At 42.8% G+C, this 20,452-nt stretch carries 23 protein-coding genes and 5 tRNA genes; 13 read left to right on the top strand and 15 right to left on the bottom strand.

Annotated elements, in window-relative coordinates:
- Positions 1 to 7: 7 nt before the first annotated feature.
- The 8 genes from rutG to AC4MBN_RS04725 form a co-directional block, all read right to left on the bottom strand.
- Positions 8 to 1,369 (bottom strand): pyrimidine utilization transport protein G, encoded by a 1,362-nt coding sequence (rutG, locus tag AC4MBN_RS04760; protein ID WP_491880754.1) that lies wholly within the window; start codon positions 1,367 to 1,369, stop codon positions 8 to 10.
- A 33-nt stretch (positions 1,370 to 1,402) separates the two neighbouring features.
- The gene (rutF, locus tag AC4MBN_RS04755) at positions 1,403 to 1,918 is read right to left on the bottom strand and encodes an NADH-dependent FMN reductase RutF (RefSeq protein WP_419374462.1); all 516 of its coding nucleotides are present in this window, start codon (positions 1,916 to 1,918) and stop codon (positions 1,403 to 1,405) included.
- A gap of 136 nt (positions 1,919 to 2,054) precedes the next feature.
- Positions 2,055 to 2,435 carry a pyrimidine utilization protein C gene (gene rutC / locus AC4MBN_RS04750; protein WP_179992236.1) on the bottom strand — a complete coding sequence of 127 codons (381 nt, stop codon included), beginning with the start codon at positions 2,433 to 2,435 and terminating at the stop codon, positions 2,055 to 2,057.
- Positions 2,436 to 2,468: 33 nt separating this feature from the next.
- A complete protein-coding gene (rutB, locus tag AC4MBN_RS04745; protein WP_166137121.1) occupies positions 2,469 to 3,230 on the bottom strand; it encodes a pyrimidine utilization protein B in 762 nt (253 codons plus the stop codon).
- Entirely contained in the window at positions 3,227 to 4,333 is a 1,107-nt protein-coding gene (rutA, locus tag AC4MBN_RS04740; RefSeq protein ID WP_334134664.1) for a pyrimidine utilization protein A, read from the bottom strand. Before rutA ends, rutB begins: the two co-directional genes overlap by 4 nt.
- Before the next feature lie 335 nt (positions 4,334 to 4,668).
- Complete coding sequence (rutD, locus tag AC4MBN_RS04735; RefSeq protein ID WP_491880753.1) at positions 4,669 to 5,460, bottom strand: pyrimidine utilization protein D; 792 nt, start codon at positions 5,458 to 5,460, stop codon at positions 4,669 to 4,671.
- Positions 5,461 to 5,540: 80 nt separating this feature from the next.
- The gene (locus AC4MBN_RS04730; RefSeq protein WP_004782755.1) at positions 5,541 to 5,798 is read right to left on the bottom strand and encodes a hypothetical protein; all 258 of its coding nucleotides are present in this window, start codon (positions 5,796 to 5,798) and stop codon (positions 5,541 to 5,543) included.
- Positions 5,799 to 5,933: 135 nt separating this feature from the next.
- On the bottom strand, positions 5,934 to 7,115 hold the full coding sequence (locus tag AC4MBN_RS04725; RefSeq protein ID WP_004782756.1) for a S1C family serine protease: 1,182 nt from the start codon (positions 7,113 to 7,115) through the stop codon (positions 5,934 to 5,936).
- A gap of 170 nt (positions 7,116 to 7,285) precedes the next feature.
- Between AC4MBN_RS04725 and AC4MBN_RS04720 the strand changes: the two genes are divergently transcribed.
- The 8 genes from AC4MBN_RS04720 to AC4MBN_RS04685 all read left to right on the top strand — a co-directional run bounded on the left by AC4MBN_RS04720 (position 7,286) and on the right by AC4MBN_RS04685 (position 10,153).
- Positions 7,286 to 8,044, top strand: a complete 759-nt coding sequence (locus tag AC4MBN_RS04720) for a Nif3-like dinuclear metal center hexameric protein (RefSeq protein ID WP_419374426.1) — start codon at positions 7,286 to 7,288, stop codon at positions 8,042 to 8,044.
- 153 nt (positions 8,045 to 8,197) lie between these two features.
- A complete protein-coding gene (gene sodB, locus AC4MBN_RS04715) occupies positions 8,198 to 8,824 on the top strand; it encodes a superoxide dismutase SodB (protein WP_491880752.1) in 627 nt (208 codons plus the stop codon).
- Between the two features lie 147 nt (positions 8,825 to 8,971).
- Positions 8,972 to 9,047, top strand: a tRNA-Asn gene (locus AC4MBN_RS04710).
- A gap of 6 nt (positions 9,048 to 9,053) precedes the next feature.
- Positions 9,054 to 9,129: transfer RNA gene (locus AC4MBN_RS04705), tRNA-Asn, on the top strand.
- Positions 9,130 to 9,406: 277 nt separating this feature from the next.
- Positions 9,407 to 9,482, top strand: a tRNA-Asn gene (locus AC4MBN_RS04700).
- Between the two features lie 6 nt (positions 9,483 to 9,488).
- Positions 9,489 to 9,564 (top strand) — tRNA-Asn (locus AC4MBN_RS04695).
- Between the two features lie 6 nt (positions 9,565 to 9,570).
- Positions 9,571 to 9,646 (top strand) — tRNA-Asn (locus AC4MBN_RS04690).
- Positions 9,647 to 9,709: 63 nt separating this feature from the next.
- The gene (locus AC4MBN_RS04685; RefSeq protein WP_491880751.1) at positions 9,710 to 10,153 is read left to right on the top strand and encodes a DUF2726 domain-containing protein; all 444 of its coding nucleotides are present in this window, start codon (positions 9,710 to 9,712) and stop codon (positions 10,151 to 10,153) included.
- A gap of 5 nt (positions 10,154 to 10,158) precedes the next feature.
- On the opposite strand, the gene AC4MBN_RS04680 is transcribed toward AC4MBN_RS04685, so the two are convergent.
- The 6 genes from AC4MBN_RS04680 to glnA form a co-directional block, all read right to left on the bottom strand.
- Positions 10,159 to 10,419 carry a hypothetical protein gene (locus tag AC4MBN_RS04680; protein WP_004782761.1) on the bottom strand — a complete coding sequence of 87 codons (261 nt, stop codon included), beginning with the start codon at positions 10,417 to 10,419 and terminating at the stop codon, positions 10,159 to 10,161.
- Positions 10,420 to 10,529: 110 nt separating this feature from the next.
- On the bottom strand, positions 10,530 to 11,780 hold the full coding sequence (locus AC4MBN_RS04675) for an alpha/beta hydrolase family protein (RefSeq protein WP_491880750.1): 1,251 nt from the start codon (positions 11,778 to 11,780) through the stop codon (positions 10,530 to 10,532).
- A gap of 106 nt (positions 11,781 to 11,886) precedes the next feature.
- Complete coding sequence (ubiA, locus tag AC4MBN_RS04670; protein WP_491880749.1) at positions 11,887 to 12,765, bottom strand: 4-hydroxybenzoate octaprenyltransferase; 879 nt, start codon at positions 12,763 to 12,765, stop codon at positions 11,887 to 11,889.
- Positions 12,766 to 12,771: 6 nt separating this feature from the next.
- A complete protein-coding gene (locus AC4MBN_RS04665) occupies positions 12,772 to 13,230 on the bottom strand; it encodes a chorismate--pyruvate lyase family protein (RefSeq protein ID WP_419374461.1) in 459 nt (152 codons plus the stop codon).
- A gap of 55 nt (positions 13,231 to 13,285) precedes the next feature.
- On the bottom strand, positions 13,286 to 13,561 hold the full coding sequence (locus AC4MBN_RS04660; protein WP_419363433.1) for a hypothetical protein: 276 nt from the start codon (positions 13,559 to 13,561) through the stop codon (positions 13,286 to 13,288).
- A gap of 87 nt (positions 13,562 to 13,648) precedes the next feature.
- Entirely contained in the window at positions 13,649 to 15,064 is a 1,416-nt protein-coding gene (glnA, locus tag AC4MBN_RS04655; protein ID WP_419374422.1) for a type I glutamate--ammonia ligase, read from the bottom strand.
- A gap of 807 nt (positions 15,065 to 15,871) precedes the next feature.
- On the opposite strand from glnA, the gene AC4MBN_RS04650 reads away from it, so the two are divergent.
- The 3 genes from AC4MBN_RS04650 to trpC are packed head-to-tail and all read left to right on the top strand — an operon-like array spanning position 15,872 to position 18,347.
- Complete coding sequence (locus AC4MBN_RS04650) at positions 15,872 to 16,456, top strand: anthranilate synthase component II (protein WP_491875980.1); 585 nt, start codon at positions 15,872 to 15,874, stop codon at positions 16,454 to 16,456.
- Between the two features lie 17 nt (positions 16,457 to 16,473).
- Positions 16,474 to 17,520: an anthranilate phosphoribosyltransferase gene (gene trpD, locus AC4MBN_RS04645; protein ID WP_491875981.1), complete on the top strand. Its 1,047-nt coding sequence runs from the start codon at positions 16,474 to 16,476 to the stop codon at positions 17,518 to 17,520.
- A 20-nt stretch (positions 17,521 to 17,540) separates the two neighbouring features.
- Positions 17,541 to 18,347, top strand: coding sequence for an indole-3-glycerol phosphate synthase TrpC (trpC, locus tag AC4MBN_RS04640; RefSeq protein WP_491880748.1), 807 nt, complete (start codon positions 17,541 to 17,543; stop codon positions 18,345 to 18,347).
- Between the two features lie 61 nt (positions 18,348 to 18,408).
- Here trpC and AC4MBN_RS04635 read toward each other — a convergent pair whose 3' ends face one another.
- Complete coding sequence (locus tag AC4MBN_RS04635) at positions 18,409 to 18,849, bottom strand: GFA family protein (protein ID WP_491880747.1); 441 nt, start codon at positions 18,847 to 18,849, stop codon at positions 18,409 to 18,411.
- 251 nt (positions 18,850 to 19,100) lie between these two features.
- On the opposite strand from AC4MBN_RS04635, the gene AC4MBN_RS04630 reads away from it, so the two are divergent.
- Both AC4MBN_RS04630 and folE read left to right on the top strand, forming a co-directional pair.
- Positions 19,101 to 19,784, top strand: coding sequence for a Smr/MutS family protein (locus AC4MBN_RS04630; RefSeq protein ID WP_491880746.1), 684 nt, complete (start codon positions 19,101 to 19,103; stop codon positions 19,782 to 19,784).
- A gap of 93 nt (positions 19,785 to 19,877) precedes the next feature.
- A complete protein-coding gene (folE, locus tag AC4MBN_RS04625) occupies positions 19,878 to 20,426 on the top strand; it encodes a GTP cyclohydrolase I FolE (protein WP_171064799.1) in 549 nt (182 codons plus the stop codon).
- Positions 20,427 to 20,452: the final 26 nt, after the last annotated feature.

The raw sequence follows: 20,452 nt of genomic DNA, 5'->3' as shown, positions 1-20,452 counted from the left end.
CCTCATATTAAGCGACTGGCTTAGCCTCAACCTCAGTTACGGTTTTAGTTGGTTCAGATGCTGGCAATTCTTTATCTTCACCACGGTTCAGGAATAGATTTAATAGAATTGCAGCTAAAGTTGCGGTACCAATACCACCCAGATCAAAACCACCAATCTGCAAGCTATAGTTGCCTGTGCCCATGATCAGACAGACTGCACCAATAATCAGCGTACTGTTCTTGGTGAAATCAACACGGTTATCTACCCAGATTTTCGCACCAGCCACAGTAATCAGACCAAATACGACAATCGATGCACCACCCAACAAGGCCACTGGAATGGTACTGATCACTGCACCGAATTTAGGTGAAAGTCCGAGCAAAATAGCGAAGATACCAGCAAAGACAAATACAGTCGTTGCATAAACTTTGGTGACTGCCATGACACCGATATTTTCGGCATAAGTGGTCATACCTGTACCACCGACAGAAGCGGACAATGAAGTACACACCCCATCAGCAAAGAAACCACGACCCATATATGGAGACAGGTTTTTACCGGTCATCGCAGAGACTGCCTTAAAGTGCCCTAGATTTTCTGCAACCAAGATAATTGCCACTGGTGCTATCATCAGCATGGCATTCATTTCAAAGACCGGACTCTGGAAATTTGGCAAACCAAACCATGCTGCTTCACTGACCTTGGTAAAATCAATCGCAGGTCCGAAGCCCATCACATTCGTGAAAAGGAAATAAATCAGGTAGGAAGATAATAAGCCTAATAACAGCAGCAGACGGCGTACCATTCCTCGGGTAAACACAGCAATCACACTGATACAGATAATGGTGATTAATGCCATCCAGGAATCAAACTGGTTCGCTGAAACGCTTTTAATCGCGACTGGAGCCAGGTTCAAACCGATGATCATCACGATCACGCCTGTCACTACAGGTGGCATCAGTTTTTCAATCCAGTTGGTACCGGTTTTCATCACCAGCAGCCCAATCAAGGCATAGACAATACCGCAAGCAATGGTGCCGCCAAGGGCCAGTCCGATATTAGGATTCGCTCCAACCCCAGAATAACCCGTCACTGCGACTACCGCACCAATAAAGGCAAAGCTGGATCCCAGATAACTTGGCAATCGGCCGCCCGTGATCAGGAAAAATAAAATGGTGCCAATCCCAGTAATGAAAATCGTGAGATTGGGGTCAAACCCCATTAGTAAGGGTGCCAGCACGGTTGCACCAAACATGGCAAACACATGCTGTAACCCGAGAATAATACTTTTTCCAGCAGGCAGATATTCATCTGTTTGCACGGGTGTGGTATCGAGATTGCCTTGGTAAGACTTAAATTTTGGAAACCACGTTTCTTTTTCTTGCATCGGCTTCCCCTCCTTGATTAGGATTGAATTGAATTAGCACATTTTGTGTGGCTCACAGTAAGAACGGTTGAAGTACATCAGCGCATTGCCTTGACTCTGGCACATGGCTTTCACCTCACAGAACAGCACGTCATGACTGCCTACGGATAAACATTGGACCACCTCGCAGTCAAAACTGACTAAGGCATCCTCAAGTACAGGTGACTGGGTCACCAAAGTTTTCCAGTTCCCCTGACTGAAACGCTCTGCCATTGGTGTTTTTCCACCAAACAGATTGGAAAGATGTTGTTGATGTGATGCCAGAGTATTCACACACAACACCTGATTCTTTTTAAAGGTTTCATAGACTGACGCAGAACGGTTCAGGCACACCAGCAACGTTGGTGGTGTATCCGTCACGCTACATACGGCCGAAGCCGTAAATCCAGCCATTCCTGCATCGCCTTGCGTGGTAATCACATTCACCGCAGCACCCAGATTGGACATGCCCTGACGGAAAATCTGCTGATCGACCTGGGTAAAGATGTCACCTGGTGCGTTAGTCGCCAAAACCTTATTTAATGCATTATTTTCTGCAACTGTCTCTATGATGATTTTAGATAGTTTGGCATTCATGCTGTTCTCCCGACCCCAAGTCAATATTCACTGGGGCATCTAGTAATGAGATTGAATCAGGTGGATCGGCTTATATATGGGCAATCGAAGCAATTTCGACCAGCGCATCAGGTTTGACCAAACCTGTCTGTACGCAATACCGTGCCGGCTTATCTCCCGGGAAATACTCTGCATAAACTGCATTAATCGCAGCATAATCTGCCCAGTCTTTGACAAAGACATGGTTAAACGTTACGTCATCCATGCTGCCACCGGCTTCCTCAATCACACGCTTGATGGTTTCCAGAATATGACGGGTCTGTGCTGCGGCATCACCGACATGCACCACATTATTATTTTCGTCAAAAGCCAATGTACCGGATACATACACAATATTGTCTGCCTTGGTTGCCGGTACATACGGTGCTAATGGTTTCGATGTTCCTGCTGGAATAATAATTTCTTTAGGCATACTATTTTTTCCTTAATCCTGATCTTTAATTCTTTATGCACTTACAGCTAATTTAGTTTCTTTTAGTGACTCACTTTCTTTTTGAAAGGTCTCGACAAAATTTGCAGTATCTGACACCCAGCCAAAGAAGGTCTTGATGTTATACAGACTGGCTTCATGCGCTTCGACTGGACCTGCCTGATGGCAGGCATCAGCAAGTGCGACACCGAAATACTCTAGGAAGAAGCCATCACGTAGCGTCGATTCCACACAAACGTTGGTGGCAATCCCGACAAAGACCAGATTACGAATACCACGCACACGTAACATGCTGTCCAGCGCGGTATTAAAGAAACCGCTATAACGTGGCTTTTCGATCACCAGGTCTTGTGGCAGTGGCTTTAACTCATCAATCAGCTCAAAATCCCAACCGCCTTTAGCCAGCAATTTCCCCTGTAATTCAGGACGTTTACGCATGGTTTTTAAGGCATTGGATTTATGGAAATTCGGAGAATCCGTACCGCCCGCTTCCTTATATTCCGCATCCCAGCCATTTTTGAAATAAATCACCTGAATACCAGCTGCATGTGCAGCATCAACAGCCTTTTTAATATTTTCCACTACTGGCTTGGTCTTTGAGACATCAAAGCCCGCCAGATCCAGATAGCCGCCTTGCGAGGTATAAGCATTCTGCATATCAATCACAATCAAGGCTGTTTGCTCTGGTGCAAGACAGATCGCTTCGGGTTCAGCTTTAAGGGTTTTCCCTGTGCCGAGTTTTTCAGTAAAACCGGCTGTTACGACTGATTTACTCATGCGCTTTTCTCCAGAACTGATGCTGCATCTTCAATGACAATATGGTCACGGCATTTCATTAATGGCTGGATTTTCTGACCGAAATCTTCAACCCCTTGAATAAAATCATCAAAAGTCAGTAGCACACCTTCGGTACCCTTGATCTCGCCAATTTCATCCAACATTCGTGCCACATTTTCATAAGAACCCACCAGCGTACCCATATTGATATTCACTGGAGATACACTCGAAGCCATTTGACGGATATTGGTATCTGTACCAGAAGTCGTATCTTTACCGCCTTGATTCATCAGCCAGTTAATCGCTTCCATATCAGCACCATCGTTATAGTGCTGCCATTTTGCTTGCGCTTCTTCATCGGTTTCAGCAGCAATCACCATAAACAGCACATAAGTCTGTACATCACGGCCAGTCACATCTGTTTTTTCTTTTAGGCGGTCATTAATTTCTGCATAAGCTGTTGGAGTATTCAGGCCTTTACCAAATACGAAGTTGTAGTCGGCATATTGTGCAGAAAACTCTAAACCTGCATCAGACTGACCTGCACAGATAATTTTCATATCCGCTTGTGGACGTGGGCTCACACGGCAATCTTCCATCTGGAAATGTTCGCCTTTAAAGTCTGATTTACCAGTCGCCCAAAGTTCACGAAGAATCTGTACATACTCAGACAGATATTCATAGCGTTTGCCAAAATAGTCATTACCTGGCCACATGCCCATTTGGGTATATTCAGGTGGCTGCCAGCCGGTCACGACATTCAGACCAAAACGGCCATTTGAAATCGAATCAATGGTTGATGCCATCCGCGCGACAATTGCAGGTGGCATTACCAGAGTTGCGGCAGTTGCGAAAATTTTAATTTTGCTGGTGACAGCTGCAAGACCTGCCATCAATGTAAACGTTTCCAGGTTATGTTCCCAAAATTCAGTCTTGCCACCAAAGCCACGCAGCTTGATCATGGAAAGTGCGAAATCGAAACCATAGTGCTCAGCGCGCTGTACGATTTGTTTGTTTAACTCAAAAGTCGGCATGTACTGCGGTGCATTTTCAGAGAGTAACCAGCCATTATTTCCGATTGGACAGAAGACACCTATTTTCATTTTTACACCTCATTATTTTTAACACTTATTCAAAATTCTGATTCCACTTCGGGAATTTTATTTACAAGATAAACATTGCAAAGCGTGTGCCAACTATATTTAATTTATAATTATTAATTACTTAATATTTTATTTTTTGAATTTTTAGTAAAATATTCATTTTTACCTATGAGTCAATTTTGCACATACTGTTTCATTCAAGTGCACTCGTAGCAATTTGTGCATTTGCAGTTCATGCATCAATTCGAAGTAAAAACCATACTAACGCTACAAAATGATTGATTAGAAAAAATAAAAAACCAGACACGAGGTCTGGCTTTTTAAAAAACTGCAGACTAAGGGGAAATCAGGAAGGAAAGGATCAGTTGATTCACCTGATCTGTCTCGGTCACGGTGGAAGCATGTGCACCTGTATCAAGCAAACTGAGATGACTATGCGGCAAGCATTGTTGTAATTGCTGTGACCGTTGATAAGGCACCAGAAAATCATCCTGATTGGCAATCAGATGTATAGGAACACCTTTGAATGCTTGCTGATGCTCTTCGTTTAGTTTAAAAGCCTGCACGGCTTGTAGGCGTGCCAGAACATTTTGGATCGGTGGAAAGTCTAATAACTGCTTATTTTCTGCTTCGGTTAACTGATCAATATGGGTTGAGATCCAGTACGGCGGATAAAGAAATAAAGCCTGTGCTTTCACATAAGCCTCTGCCCCGCTATTCACCAATAAGGAAGTTCGTGCCTCGAAACATTTCTGAGTATGAGCATCCAGCTCTCCCCAAGCATTTAACATGGTCAGACTGAGCAGCTTAAACTTTCTTTCAGCCTGATAGGTCGCTAGTTGCATGCCGATATGTCCGCCCAATGCATGCCCGATAAAATGAAACTCTCGAATACCATCATTGATCAATAAATCCAGAATCTGGCAGGCCATATGGTCGATCGAATAAGGCATGGGCAAGAGTTCAGAATCTGAATGACAGCCTTCCTGATCATAAGTGACTACATGAAAATGCTGCTGTAAAACTCTAATTTGAGGATTCCAGAAACTGGCATGCCCGCCCAGTCCGGGTGAAAGCACCACATAAGGTGCATCTGCCTGTGCTGCAAGATGAATAGATAAAGACATATCACTCTCATATTTTAACTATGAGTTGAATGCAGCAAGATATATGCCTGAATAGAAGTATTTTTGAACAATTAATAAAATTATAGCCAGTAGACATTAAAGCTATAATAAAATTCCTGTACCTCAAAACGTACGTTATAACCGAGCTCAGTCAGCTCTGCCGAAAGACCCCGAATTTCTTCCAAGGGTAAATGTTTGGGAAATACCGTTAGCACAGCGGTATTGCCTAGTCGGGCATTGTCTTCAATCAGTTGAGCCAAACGTGGCTTGTACATTTCAATATTTAAATTAGCCACGTTCGATAAAATTTTGGCCTGATCTGCAGTCATAAAACTCATTTTTCTTTACTCTTTTTGATTTTTATTCAATGAAGTTAAATGATTTAATTCACATAAAATATTTTCGTTTTGTATCTAATTAAATAAATCGTGCATAAAAAATCCCTCACATGGAGGGATTTTTCTTAGAAAAAATTACTGACCTGGTAAAGGAATATATTGTGAAGAACTGCTTTGCGTTTTACGTTCACTAATCACCACATCCAGTGTCATGGTTTTTCCAGCGCGTTCTACTTCAATCTGAACGGTACTGTTTGGTGCCTGTAAAGCGACAAAATTAATCAGATGTGAGGCAGAAGTAATCACTTCATTATTCACTTTGATAATTTTATCACCACGCTGGATGCCAGCTTTTGCTGCTGGTCCATTTTCCAGCACTTCAGCGACCACTACACCTGATTCTTTAGGTTGCAGTACATCATTACGTTCTGTCGGCAACAAACTAATACCCAGCCAGCCACGAACGACACGGCCATCTTTCAGGATCGCATTCATTACCTGTTGACAGATTTTAGCCGGAATCGCAAAACCAATCCCCAGTGAGCCACCTGTTTGCGAGAAGATTGCTGTATTGACCCCGATCAGGTTTCCGGCAACATCAATCAAGGCACCACCCGAGTTGCCCGGGTTAATTGCAGCATCTGTCTGAATAAAGTCTTCATAGGTATTGATGCCCAGATCAGAACGGCCTGTCGCAGAAATAATCCCCTGAGTCACGGTTTGACCGACACCGAACGGGTTACCAATTGCCAGAACGACATCACCGACTTCATTGCCACTGAGTTTGAATGGCAAAACTGGTAATTGTTCAAGTTCGATCTTGATTACAGCCAAATCCGTATCCGGGTCTGTACCCACGACCTTGGCTTCAGCACGACGTCCATCATGCAAGGCCACTACAATCTGGTCTGCCTGTGCAATCACGTGGTTATTGGTCAGGATATAACCATCAGGGCGGACAATCACACCTGAACCTAAACTGTTTTCATTTGGACTTTGACCAAACTGGTCTGGTAACTGATCACCGAAAAATTCACGGAATACAGGATCTGTCAGTAAAGGATGCGCCTGCTGTTTTACTTTTTGTGTGGTAAAGATATTCACCACCGCAGGTGCTGCGACTTTCACTGCGGCACTATAGGAGACAACGCCTCCAGAACGCGAAGTATCGATCAACGGTTCTACTTTTTCAGCAGGCATTTTTACGCCATCCGGCGCAATCGGTGATTTAGGTTTCTGCAGCTGCTGCCACCCCAAAAAACCGATAATGACTAAAATCAGTAACACCCAAGGTAACCATGTAAAGGTGCGGCGCACTTTGCTATCCTCTAAAATATTTTAATTCGTTGATGACTAAGTAATTTGTATCCTATTGTAATGCCAAATACATAACTAAACACAAAAAAATCCACAGAGATTTGTGCTGCTTTAGTTACAATTGGACATATGAATAAGAATTGGCAAGTTCATCAACTGACAGGAATTTTATGGCGAATTTAAACGATATTATCCGCTGGTGCGATCAGACTTTGGCATCTTCCGAATTTAAGGACTATGCACCGAATGGCTTACAGATCGAAGGCCGCGCTGAAGTCAATAAAATTTTATGTGCCGTTACTGCCTCACAAACCGCGATCGAAGCTGCGATTAAACAGGGTGCTGATTTGTTACTGGTTCACCATGGTTATTTCTGGAAAGGCGAAGCCTACCCGATTACTGGGATGCGTGGTAAAAGAATTAAAAGCCTGATCCAAAATGATATTTCCCTTGTCGGTTATCATCTGCCTTTAGACAGCCATCCAACTCTGGGAAATAATGCTGCGATTGCAGACCTGCTGGAACTGGAAAACCTAGAACAGCTTGATCCGAGTGAGCGCCGTCCAATTGGGAATATTGGTTATTTAAAGCAGGCCATGACGCCAGAAGGATTCAAGGCCTATGTATCAGAAAGACTTGGCTATGATGCGCTGCATTTACCTGCTGAAAAAAGCCTGATTCAAAAAGTCGGTTTCTGTACTGGTGGTGCACAGGATTATATTCATAAAGCGGCGGCACAAGACTGTGATGCTTATATTTCTGGCGAAGTCAGTGAGCGTACTTTTTATGATGCTCAGGAACTGGATGTGCATTATTATGCCTGCGGCCACCACGCCACTGAAAAATATGGTGTACAACGTCTGGCTAAAGCTATTTCAGAACAATTTAATATTGAGTATAGTTATTTCGAATTAAACAATCCGATTTAATTACGATTGGCAAGTAGTTGAGTGGCTTTATCTTTAAATTTTCAGGCTTTATTCTGTATTGTTATTTATACACAGTGCCCATTTTTGCCTAAGAATCTATTACAATAACGCCACTTATTGTCAAAACCCAGCAAAATGCAAGGAATTGAAAACATGACAACCATTACTTTACCACCATTACCATACGACTACGACGCTCTTGTTCCACACATCAGCAAAGAAACTTTAGAATACCACCACGACAAACACCACAATACTTATGTGGTTAACCTGAACAACCTGATCGCTGGTACTGAGCTTGAAGGCAAAACTCTAGAAGAAATCATCAAAGCAACTGCTGGTGACTCATCTAAAGCAGGTGTATTTAACAACGCTGCGCAAGTATGGAACCACACATTCTACTGGAACTGCTTGACTAAAAACGGTGGCGGTAAAGCAACTGGCGCTTTGGCTGCAAAAATTGACGAAGCTTTTGGTTCTTACGAAAAATTCGCTGAAGAGTTCGCAACTGCTGCTGCAACTCAGTTCGGTTCAGGTTGGGCTTGGTTAGTTGCTGACGAAGTAAACGGTAACCTGTCTATCCTTAAAACTTCAAATGCCGACACTCCAATGGCGCACGGTAAAATTGCTGTGTTGACAATCGATGTTTGGGAACACGCTTACTACATCGACTACCGTAACGCTCGTCCTAAATACATCTCTACTTTCCTAGAAAGCTTGGTGAACTGGGATTACGCAAACGCGAAATATGCAGGTCAACCTGCTGGTGTTGAGAAATAATTTTTTATTTCCAGCTTAAAAAATCACCCTTTATGGGTGATTTTTTTATTTTTAGGCGTGAGGTGCATATTAAAAAAGCAAATGATTCATTTCTTTACAGGAATTGATTGACGGTCTTTGTTTTCCTGCCTAAAATGCGCATCAGATTCTCCAATAGCTCAGTCGGTAGAGCGACGGACTGTTAATCCGCAGGTCCCTGGTTCGAGCCCAGGTTGGAGAGCCAATCTATTCTCCCATAGCTCAGTCGGTAGAGCGACGGACTGTTAATCCGCAGGTCCCTGGTTCGAGCCCAGGTGGGAGAGCCAAGATTCTGAAAAAACCCACTCATTGCGAAGTGGGTTTTTTTATGTCTGCATTTTGGATTAAATATCTATATGAGTCCTGTTTCCAGTTTTAGCGACTTGCAACCATGGCAGAGAATAATCACGAAACCCCTTTATCTTTAATCTGGGTTTACATAAACATAACATTTTGAACTACAATCATTTTTGATTATTTTTAAAACACTTGATTCAGTTTTTTTAGCTTTTTTATAAAAGTGCCTTGACCCCTTTTTAAATCTCTCTATAATCGCTTTCAGATTCTCCAATAGCTCAGTCGGTAGAGCGACGGACTGTTAATCCGCAGGTCCCTGGTTCGAGCCCAGGTTGGAGAGCCAATCTATTCTCCCATAGCTCAGTCGGTAGAGCGACGGACTGTTAATCCGCAGGTCCCTGGTTCGAGCCCAGGTTGGAGAGCCAATCTATTCTCCCATAGCTCAGTCGGTAGAGCGACGGACTGTTAATCCGCAGGTCCCTGGTTCGAGCCCAGGTGGGAGAGCCAAGATTCTGAAAAAACCCACTCATTATGAAGTGGGTTTTTTTATTCTTTTTTCTTTTATGATCCGTGTTTGATTTGAGTCAGTTTATATTCTTTGTGATTGGCTGTCTGGCAAGCTTTGCCTTAATTTGCCTGCTCTTCCCTCATCTGTTTACCCGCCAGAAGAAATTCTATCCCAAGCGTGTCATTACAGCTTTCGAAAGCAAGATGTTTACTCGCCTGAAAGATGCTTTTCCACACCATCACATTCTGGCACAGGTCGCATTTAGTGCTTTGATTACGCATGATAATATAAAAATGCGCAGTAAGTTTAACCGCAAAGTGACCGATTTTGTGGTGATGGACCGGGAATATAATGTGGTGGCGATTATAGAATTGGATGATCCAACCCATATTGGCAAGGAACAGGAAGATGCGGAACGCGATGCGATGCTGATTGCTGCCGGCTATACGGTCGTACGCTACACTGAAATCCCAACGATCCGGCAGCTACAAAGAGATTTAAGATAAATAGTTTAATGAGAGGAATTTGTTTCAGCTTCGGAAGCAGCTTGAGTTGCTTGAGCCTCCTGCTCTGCCTTTGATTTTTCAGCTGCTTCGCGTGCTTCAATCCGGGCAATCATATCCGCCTGTTGCTGTTTATATTTTTCCTGATTTTTTGCATCACTATTAACAGCCAAAAATGCCATCGTCACTAAAAAAATCGGAACACATAAAGCCAGGGTTCCAAAGATAAGCAGTTTTTTGATACTGCGGGGTTTTGTCTGTTCCGACATAACAAGCCTACACTGATAACCTATAATCTTAAGCCACTATAACAAACTTAAATGATTGCTCAAGGCCTAGCATCACAAGGAATAAAAAGGAGCCGAAGCTCCTTTTAGGATTAAGGATTGACAGAAATACCTGAAGGCATATAGGTATTGATGAAGGTCAGCAGCTGGGTTCTGCTTTGTACAATAGCCTCGGTATGTGATGCGTCTTGTACCGGTACAAAAGTCACTGTGGTTCCCATATCTTTCAAGCCTTGTTGTAAAGTATTTGTCACTGGATATGGAACAGCCATATCTGCAGTACCTTGAATGATCATCACAGGAACATTAATTTTTTCAGTTGCAGGCTGATTATTCTGAAGGAACTTTTCAACCGACGAATTATTCTGGAAGTTTTCTACTAATCCTGGATAGTCCACGACCGTTTTTTCTGGATTATTCACCAAATAATCATCAATATCTTGCATATATTCAGTAATCAATGGCCCTAAACAAAGTCCATTTTCTCCAGTCGTGCCTTCCGCCTTTTCAGCTACAATCCCTGCACGGCTTGAAAATATATTGCGATAGTTAAAGCCTGGTTCATAAGCTTTAATCCCTACAGCCACATAAGCCGCATATGCCAGTAATTCTGCATAGACCGCTTTCGCAGCATTATCTTGTCCAGCCTCAACCAAAGCACTAAGCGCTTGCGGTGCTACTTCACTGATAATATAACCCAGACTTGAGGCCGGAGCTGCTGCCACTGCTGCCTTATAATTTGGATCTTCATCGGCAAACTGGGCTGTGGCAAGTGATGCGTGTCCTCCCTGGGATTGTCCCACTGAGACCCAAGCACCATTAAATCGATTTCCTTGTTGTTCTTTAAAGGCTCTTACTGCATAGATAGCCGATTGTGCCGCACTTTTTAAATTTAAATAAGGATGAATTCCCCGAGTACCTAATCCGTCATAATCGGGGGCAACAATCACATATCCCTGTGCAAGTAAACTGCTGGCCAGTCCTCTAAAATTATTATTCAGCTGATTATTACTTGGTGCACAAGAATCACCACTACCCACCGTGCCATGTTCCCAAACCACCACTCTCCATCCATCTTGAGGTTGAGGTGTATTTGGATAAAACACCATGGCTGTCGCTTCAGCCCGTTCACCATTTACGTTTGGCATGTTATAGCGTATGACTTGAATATCTGACGCTTCAGGCAAGGTATCCTCATCATAAGATTGTTGACTTAAAAATACCCTTTCCTGTGGTCGGAACGAATCATTATCATCGTCATTACACGCAGTCATGAACAATGACATGGAACATACCAGTGCCAGACAGGTTTTTTTGAAACCGTTTTTCACTACATTATTCATATTCTAATCCCTTATTGTTGTTTATGATTTTCATGAAGAATCTTGAATTAAGCATAAAAAAAAGCACCCTTATAGGATGCTTTTGTTATGAATCGACAAGGTGCAGTTACAGAAGCGCGGTGAAGATTCCAAGGAAAATTATCAGTCCCACCCAACGGTTATGACGGAAGGCCCAGAAACAGCGTTGCGGGTCCTTATCTCTAGTTTTTGACCATTGATAAATAAAATCAATTGCGACGGCTAGAAGCCCCATCAGGCCAAATGGAACAAGCAAATCTTCAATCCATAATGCCGTGCCAATCAAGACCAGACTTAGAGCCTGTAAGGTACTAATGATCTGAATATCATGCTGACCAAATAAAATGGCTGTGGATTTTACCCCAATCTTCAAATCATACTCACGATCGGTAATCGCATATTGCGTGTCATAGGCTACAGTCCAGGCCAGATTGCCAAAATAGAGAAGCCAGCAGGTTAAGTCAGGTGTCTGCCCGACTGCGGTATAAGCCATCGGAATTGACCATGAAAATGCAGCTCCCAGAAATACTTGCGGCAAATGGGTATAGCGCTTCATAAACGGATAAATGAACGCTAAAAACAAGGCTCCAAAGGACCAGTAAAAGGTTTCAATCGGCAGGAAAAATAACAAGCAGGCACTGGCTGCGACGAGCAGCAGAAAGACCATCACTGCTTCTTTAGCACTAATAATACCGGTGGCCAATGGGCGAGTTTTGGTACGCTCGACATGCGCATCCACTTTACGGTCGGCAAAGTCATTAATGGCACAACCTGCCGCACGCATAAAGATCACACCAAGAATCATCAGCACCAGGATACTTAGATCAGGAATTCCTTTTCCGGCGACCCACAAGGCCCACATGGTCGGCCAAAATACCAGTTCTGTGCCAATCGGCTTATCAAAACGACAAAGATAATAATAGGCGCTGAGACGTTCACGCCAGGTAATTGCTTGTGCAGTTGCCATATCAAGTTAAGCCTGTTGATTTTGTATAAAGTGTTCAAATGCTGGTAAAAATGTTTCTTGTACGATAAATTTACAACCATGCCAAGTATAGCAGCTCTGCCGCGTCCAACCCTCTTCCAGATAAATCACACGTCGTTCACAGTTTGGATTGGTCCGCTGGAATAATAGCCAGCCAATCGGCTTCGATCCAATATGCTGAAAAATCCGCGCACGTTTTTGCAAGCTTAATATCGGAAATATACTTTTTGCTTTGACCCATGGCTGCTCTTCACAGCCATATAAATAACTTTCCCGCACCCAAGAGGTATGTTGGTAAGGCATTTTCATCCAGTTCGCATCTACAAGGCTTAAACGCTGAAAATGTTCCTGTACTGGCTCCACCCGAAACTTTCCACCTGCCAGATCTGTTAACTGCTGGGTAAGCGATCCTGAAGCATAGAGCCATTTCCGAAGCGCGGCAGGCATCTGCTGTCCCTGCTTGTTTTTAACTGTCGAATTCAAACTCTTTTCCACTTTTTAATCAGGCATTATCTGTCTTGGCAATGACAGTATATTTTCCATTGGGTAATTTTTTTAAAATTAATCCATCGCTGCTGAGGTAAAAACTGGCGGGATAGTCATAATCCAAGGCTAATTCAGGGTTTTTCAGCGCAACAAATTCAGCCTGCTTATAGCCTTCAGGTGTACGCCCTACTTCAATGTAAGTCACTTCAGAAAAATTCAGCTTAAAGCCTTTGCTTTGATCTTGAGGATCAATCCAGGGAAAGAAACCGGTATGCTTTTTACGTGCTGCCATAAAATCTGATCTTTATTTAATATCTACATCATACAAAAAAACCCGCACGAAGGCGGGTCTTTTTTTACAGTGAAATTCTTATCAGAATTACAGGCTGTAGTACATGTCGAATTCAACTGGGTGAGTAGTCGTATTCAGACGACGTACTTCTTCAGTTTTCAGCTCGATATAAGCATTCAACATCTCTTCTGTGAACACGCCACCTTTTAACAGGTAGTCATGATCTTCTTTAAGAGCATCAAGTGCCATATCAAGGCTGTGCGCCACTGTAGGGATTTTAGCTTCTTCTTCAGGAGGAAGATCGTACAAGTTCTTGTCAGCAGCTTCGCCTGGATGAATCTTGTTTTGGATACCATCAAGACCAGCCATTAATAATGCCGCGAAACCGAGGTACGGGTTCATCATTGGATCTGGGAAACGTGCTTCGATACGTTTGCCTTTCGGGCTAGATACGTAAGGAATACGGATAGACGCTGAACGGTTACGCGCAGAGTAAGCCAGCATAATCGGCGCTTCAAAATGCGGAACCAGACGCTTGTAAGAGTTTGTAGAAGGGTTGGTTAATGCATTTAATGAACGCGCATGCTTGATGATACCGCCGATGAAATACAGTGCGGTTTCAGATAGGCCTGCATATTCATCACCAGCAAACAGGTTCTTGCCGTCTTTAGAGATCGACATGTGAACATGCATACCCGAACCGTTGTCACCTACCATTGGCTTAGGCATGAAGGTTGCAGTTTTCGCATATTGATGTGCCACATTCCAAACTGCGTATTTGAACTGTTGTACTTCATCTGCTTTACGAACCATGGTATTAAAGCTTACACCGATTTCAAGCTGACAAGATGCAACTTCGTGGTGATGTACTTCTACACGGCCAGGACCCATGATTTCTTCAATTTTTGCACACATGTCTGCACGCATATCATGTGAAGAGTCAACTGGAGGAACCGGGAAGTAACCGCCTTTAACACGTGGACGGTGACCTGAGTTACCAGCTTCATAGTCTTTACCTGTAGACCAGGCAGCTTCTTCAGCGATTAATGTATGGCGCGCGCCAGACATATCCACTTCCCATTTTACTTCGTCAAACACGAAGAATTCTGGTTCTGGACCGAAGAATGCAGTATCACCGATACCTGTAGATTTCAGGTATTCTTCTGCACGGCGAGCAATCGAACGTGGGTCACGTTCATAACCTTGACCAGTTGATGGTTCGATAACGTCACAAGTCACAACAACAGTTGGCTCTGCAAAGAACGGGTCGATGAAACCTGTTTCTGCATCTGGACGTAAGATCATGTCCGATGCTTCGATGCCTTTCCAACCTGCGATTGAAGAACCGTCAAACATTTTGCCGTCTTCAAACGTATCTTCATCAATACTGTCTGCTGGATAAGTAACGTGCTGTTCTTTACCCTTGGTATCAGTAAAGCGAAAATCGACCCATTTCGCGCCACTTTCTTGTATGAGTTGAAGGACCTTGTTCGCCATGCTCATTTTGCTCCGATGTTTTTTGTTGCACTCGCAAAGTGCGTGTTAGAAGTTGGTATCTATTAAGCAATTAGCGTACCAACTTTTAAAAGTATATCTAAAATCTTGAAATCTTTATAAGAAAACATAGGAAGATAAAAATACCTTGTCGCTATTATACTGTGACTTAAACTAAATGCACTATATTCAAGCATTCTTCCTGAGATTTGTTGCAGGTATTTTTTTAGCGCACCTAAATAGTGCGACGTTTTCATATTAGGTAAGAATAGGAGCACTTTTCAGTGAGGATTTGCGTTTTTATGCTAATTTAGTTTAAAAAATATTCAATTTCGTTTAATTCTGGTTAATTTTTATCAGTTACAAAGTGGTATCTGTAGGTTTATGTACTTAAAAAGATCACTATTTTGAGTCACTTTTATTCAAATTGTCGATCTTATTGTTTGATTTATCCCATGCATTATTATTCAAATGATGTTTTTTTCAGCATAATGATTTTAATCATTTAAAACCTATTTATTTTTAATTTAAAAAAATAATAACTGCAATATTTATTTAAACTTACTTTTCGTCAGTCAATTACTTATACGCACATTTAAAATATTTAAAAGGCTGTGAGCTACTCACCCGGCTGAAAATTGAAAAATTATTGCGCCCGATGTGGCTATTTTTTGCTATGATGAGGCGTGCTTTATTTTCACACAATGAAATCAACGATTTAGTCGTGTATTCCCTAGACTTGCAACAAGTCCCGATAAAGCTCAATCTGGATCACTTTAGCACAGTTAAGTGCGATAATTTCAATAGGTTAAGCTCATGCTTCTAATGATCGACAACTATGACTCCTTTACTTATAACATCGTCCAGTATTTTGGCGAACTGAATCAAGAAGTAAAAGTAGTCCGCAATGATGCCGTGACATTGGAGGATATTGAGCGATGGCAACCCAAGTATCTGGTGATTGGTCCTGGTCCATGTTCGCCAAGTGAAGCTGGAATTTCGATTCCTGCCATTCAGCATTTTGGCGGCAAGATTCCCCTGCTCGGTGTTTGTCTGGGGCATCAAAGTATTGGTCAGGCTTTTGGCGGCGATATTATTCGTGCCAAACGCGTCATGCATGGTCGCTTGTCTGATATGTATCACAGCGATGAAGGCATTTTCAGCAATCTGCCAAATCCTTTCTCTGCGACGCGTTACCACTCGCTGGTGATTGATCAGGCCACTTTACCAGAATGCCTGGAAGTGACCTGCTGGACCAATGAACAAGATGGCTCTATGGAAGAAATCATGGGGATTAAACATAAGACACTACCGATTGAAGGTGTGCAGTTTCATCCGGAATCAATCCTGAGCCAGCATGGTCATCAGATCTTTAAAAACTTTCTTGAAATTAACGCATAATGGGCAAAACGCAAGTCATGAATATTCAACAAGCTTTAAGCAATATTACTAAAAACATTCACCTGACTCAGGAACAAATGGAAGACGTGATGCGCACCATCATGTCTGGCGAAGCAACCGATGCCCAGATCGGTGCTCTGCTCATGGGTCTACGCCTCAAAGGCGAAAGTATTGACGAGATTACTGCTGCAGCACGTGTCATGCGTGAACTAGCAATCAAAATCGATGTCAGTGATGTCCCTCATCTGGTGGATATCGTCGGTACAGGCGGTGATGGACAAAACCTGTTTAACGTATCTACCGCTTCAGCTTTTGTAATTGCAGCAGCTGGTGCGACCATTGCCAAACATGGTAACCGCGGTGTTTCCACCAAATCAGGCTCTTCAGATTTACTGGAACAGGCAGGTATTAATCTAGACTTAAATATGCAGCAAACCGAACGCTGTATCCGTGATATCGGTGTAGGCTTCCTGTTCGCACCGAATCATCACAAAGCCATGAAATATGCGATTGGTCCACGCAAGGAACTGGGTATTCGCAGTATTTTCAACCTGCTTGGCCCGCTTACGAATCCGGCCGGTGTAAAACGCTTGGTCATCGGGGTATTTTCCAATGAACTTTGCCGTCCAATTGCAGAAGTCATGAAACAGCTCGGTGCTGAACATGTCATGGTCGTACATTCACGTGATGGTTTAGATGAAATCAGTCTGGCTTCTTCAACTCATGTGGCTGAGCTAAAAAATGGTGAAATCACTGAATGGGAAATTATCCCTGAACAGGTCGATATTGAATCGCAAACCTTAACTGGTTTAATTATTGAAAGCTCAGCAGAAAGTCTGGCTTTGATTAAAGATGCCTTAGGCAAGAAGAAATCTGAGATCGGTCATAAGGCTGCCAATATGATTGCTCTAAATGCTGGTGCTGGAATTTATGTATCAGGCCTGACTTCAAGCTATAAACAAGGTGTGGCACTGGCACACGATATTATTTATGGTGGCCAGGCGCTGGAAAAAATGAGCGTGCTGTCAGAATTCACCAAAACCATCAAACAATACGAAGCTTAATACGGTCAGGAATTTGAATCATGGTTGATATTGCAAATACAATTTTGGGTAAAATTGTTGATCGTAAGAAAGAAGAGTTCGCTCTTCGTCTTAAGCAGAAAAGCTATAAGGATATAGAAGAGTTAGCTCAAGGCGCGACACCTGTACGTGGTTTTGCTCAATCTTTAATGTCTAAACGCCCGGGTGTAATCGCTGAAATTAAAAAGGCTTCTCCGTCCAAAGGCGTGATTCGTGAAAACTTCAATCCTGCAGAAATTGCGGCGCAATATCAGGATGCCGGCGCTGCCTGTTTATCTGTACTGACAGATGTGGATTTTTTCCAGGGTGCTGATGAAAATATTCAGATCGCCCGTTCGCACTGTGGCTTGCCTGCGCTGCGTAAAGACTTCCTGATCGATCCTTATGGTGTGATTGAAGCACGTGCCTTAAATGCAGACTGTATCTTGCTGATCGTGGCCTGTCTGTCTGATCAGCAGTTAGAGGAAATGTCTAAAACTGCGTTTGAGCATAATCTGGATGTACTGGTTGAAGTGCATGATGAAGAAGAATTAGGGCGTGCTTTAAAACTTTCTGATCGTTGTCTACTGGGTGTGAACAACCGTAATTTAAAAACTTTTGATGTCGACCTGAATACATCACTACGTCTGAAAAAATTACTGGATCCTTCACGCCTGCTGGTCACTGAAAGCGGTATTGCGACCCCTGCTGATGTTGCGATGATGCAGGAACATGATATTCATGCTTTCCTGGTCGGTGAAAGTTTCATGAAACAGCCACGCCCAGATCACGCTTTCCGTGATTTATTCGGTGAGCCTGAATCGGTTTAAAATATTAAGTATAAAAAAGCTCCATCTCAGCATGGGGCTTTTTTATTTCTAATAACGAAATTTAATACTGAGTTGAATGATCAAAATAAGAGATTAATTTTTCAAATTCTGGCAGTTCAGAATAGCACTCATCCGCCTTGATTTCATCTGCCCAATCTACTTTAGAGTTCAGACAAAAACTCAGTCTTTGCTGAATTTTGGGTGCTTGATCCAAAAGTCCCAAAGGAATCCAGGTCAATACAGTTGTACCTACCTGATTTGGTACAGGCGAGCCACAGTGTTGACAAAAATGAGAACGAAATCCGGTCTCTTTTTGATAACAGGAAATTGAAGCGTGTCCTGAGGTCCATTCAAAATATTGCTGATGAACTAAAGTTGCTGCATTCGCGGCCGTACCACTCTGTTTACGACATAAACTGCAGTGACAATGATACATGGTCTGAATATTCGTATTTACTTTGAACTGGACATTGCCACACAAACAACTGCCTGAATAACTCATTTTTAATTTTCCAGGTTTGATTGATTTATATTTAAAGAGAGATGTTCCATCGAGGCAACTGTTAAAATGATAAAAGGAGAAAATTCATGAATTATTTTCTATTTAAATTTCAACCAGCTCTTCAATAATAGAAAACCATCCAGAAATTAAAGCTAGGTTTGGGATATGTTGTATTTAGTGCAATTCATTTCTCCTTTCAGTGATTTAAGACTATAATTTACCAAATTCAGTATCTCCCCCGTTTCCAGATTATGAGCAAACACGATTCTTCGCTTTCTAAAGATCAGTATAATTTACTCAAAAATCTTAAAAAGCAAATTAGTCATCCTCAGCCTAAGGCCGAACCTGTTGCCCCTGTCGTGAAAACAGCGGAGCAGGAACAGGAGGAAGACCTCGATCTATTTCGCAAGCAGATGCAAGGCGTACAAAAAATTGATGCCGGCAATATTGCGAAAATTGAAAAATCTCCCAAGAAAAAAGTTGATGCACAAACCTTGGCCAAGCGTGCTGCTGCCGAAGGTCCCATGCATACCGATGAAACCGTTCTGTCTGATACTCAGGCCATGCTCAATCCGGTTGGCAGTCAGGCAAGCTTAAGCTACCGCATTGCGACGTTGCAGCATAAGGTTTTTGAAGATCTGAAAGCGGGAAATCTGCGCTGGTTTGAAGCTGTCGACCTGCATGGTTGTACGGTCGAAGAAGCTCGTCAGGCTGTACTTCAGATTATCCAGATCGCTAAAGATGAAAACCAGAACGTGATCAAGATCGTACATGGCAAAGGGCCGGAAGCGATCTTAAAAACTTATGTCAACGGCTGGCTACGTCAGCACCGTGATGTTCTGGCCTTTGTCAGTGCGCCTGAAAAACAGGGTGGCACTGGTGCAGTTTTAGTTTTGCTAAAACGTGCAGAAAAAAATCCAAAGTTTAAACAGTAAGCGGATTTACCCTCAAAACAAGGCATTGTAAAAGATTTCTGCTACAATGCCGTCCTTGTTCATTCTCAGTTTAAGTGAATACGTCATATGACTATGCAGCAATCTTACGCAAACATTCTTACTGCCGTTGGTGAAGATCTCAATCGCCCTGGTCTCAAAGATACGCCCGTGCGTGCTGCGAAAGCGTTTTCGTATTTAACCTCAGGTTATAGCCAGACTCTGGAAGAAGTGACCAATAGTGCGGTTTTCCCATCAGATAACCGTGAAATGGTTTTAGTGAAAAATATCGAATTTTATTCCCTGTGCGAACACCATTTATTGCCATTTTATGGCCGTGTACATATTGCCTATTTACCTGAAGGCAAAGTATTGGGGCTGTCTAAATTTGCACGTATTACTGAAATGTTTGCCCGTCGTTTGCAGATTCAGGAAAATCTGACCCAGCAAATCGCAGAAGCAGTTGCTGAAGTCACCAATGCACGTGGTGTGGCTGTGATGATTGATTCAGCACATATGTGTATGATGATGCGTGGTGTTGGCAAACAGGAATCAACGACGCGTACGGTGTCATTTATCGGTGACTTTAAAACCGATAAAGAAGTCCGCCGTGAGTTTTTAGGTGCTGTACCTGAAAGTTATTAATATAGATTCATAAATGAAAGCCTCAA

This window comes from Acinetobacter sp. CAU_H_60 (genome assembly GCF_058599385.1).
Note: the sequence above shows the minus strand (reverse complement) of the source record. Positions and strands in the feature narration are given on the sequence as shown.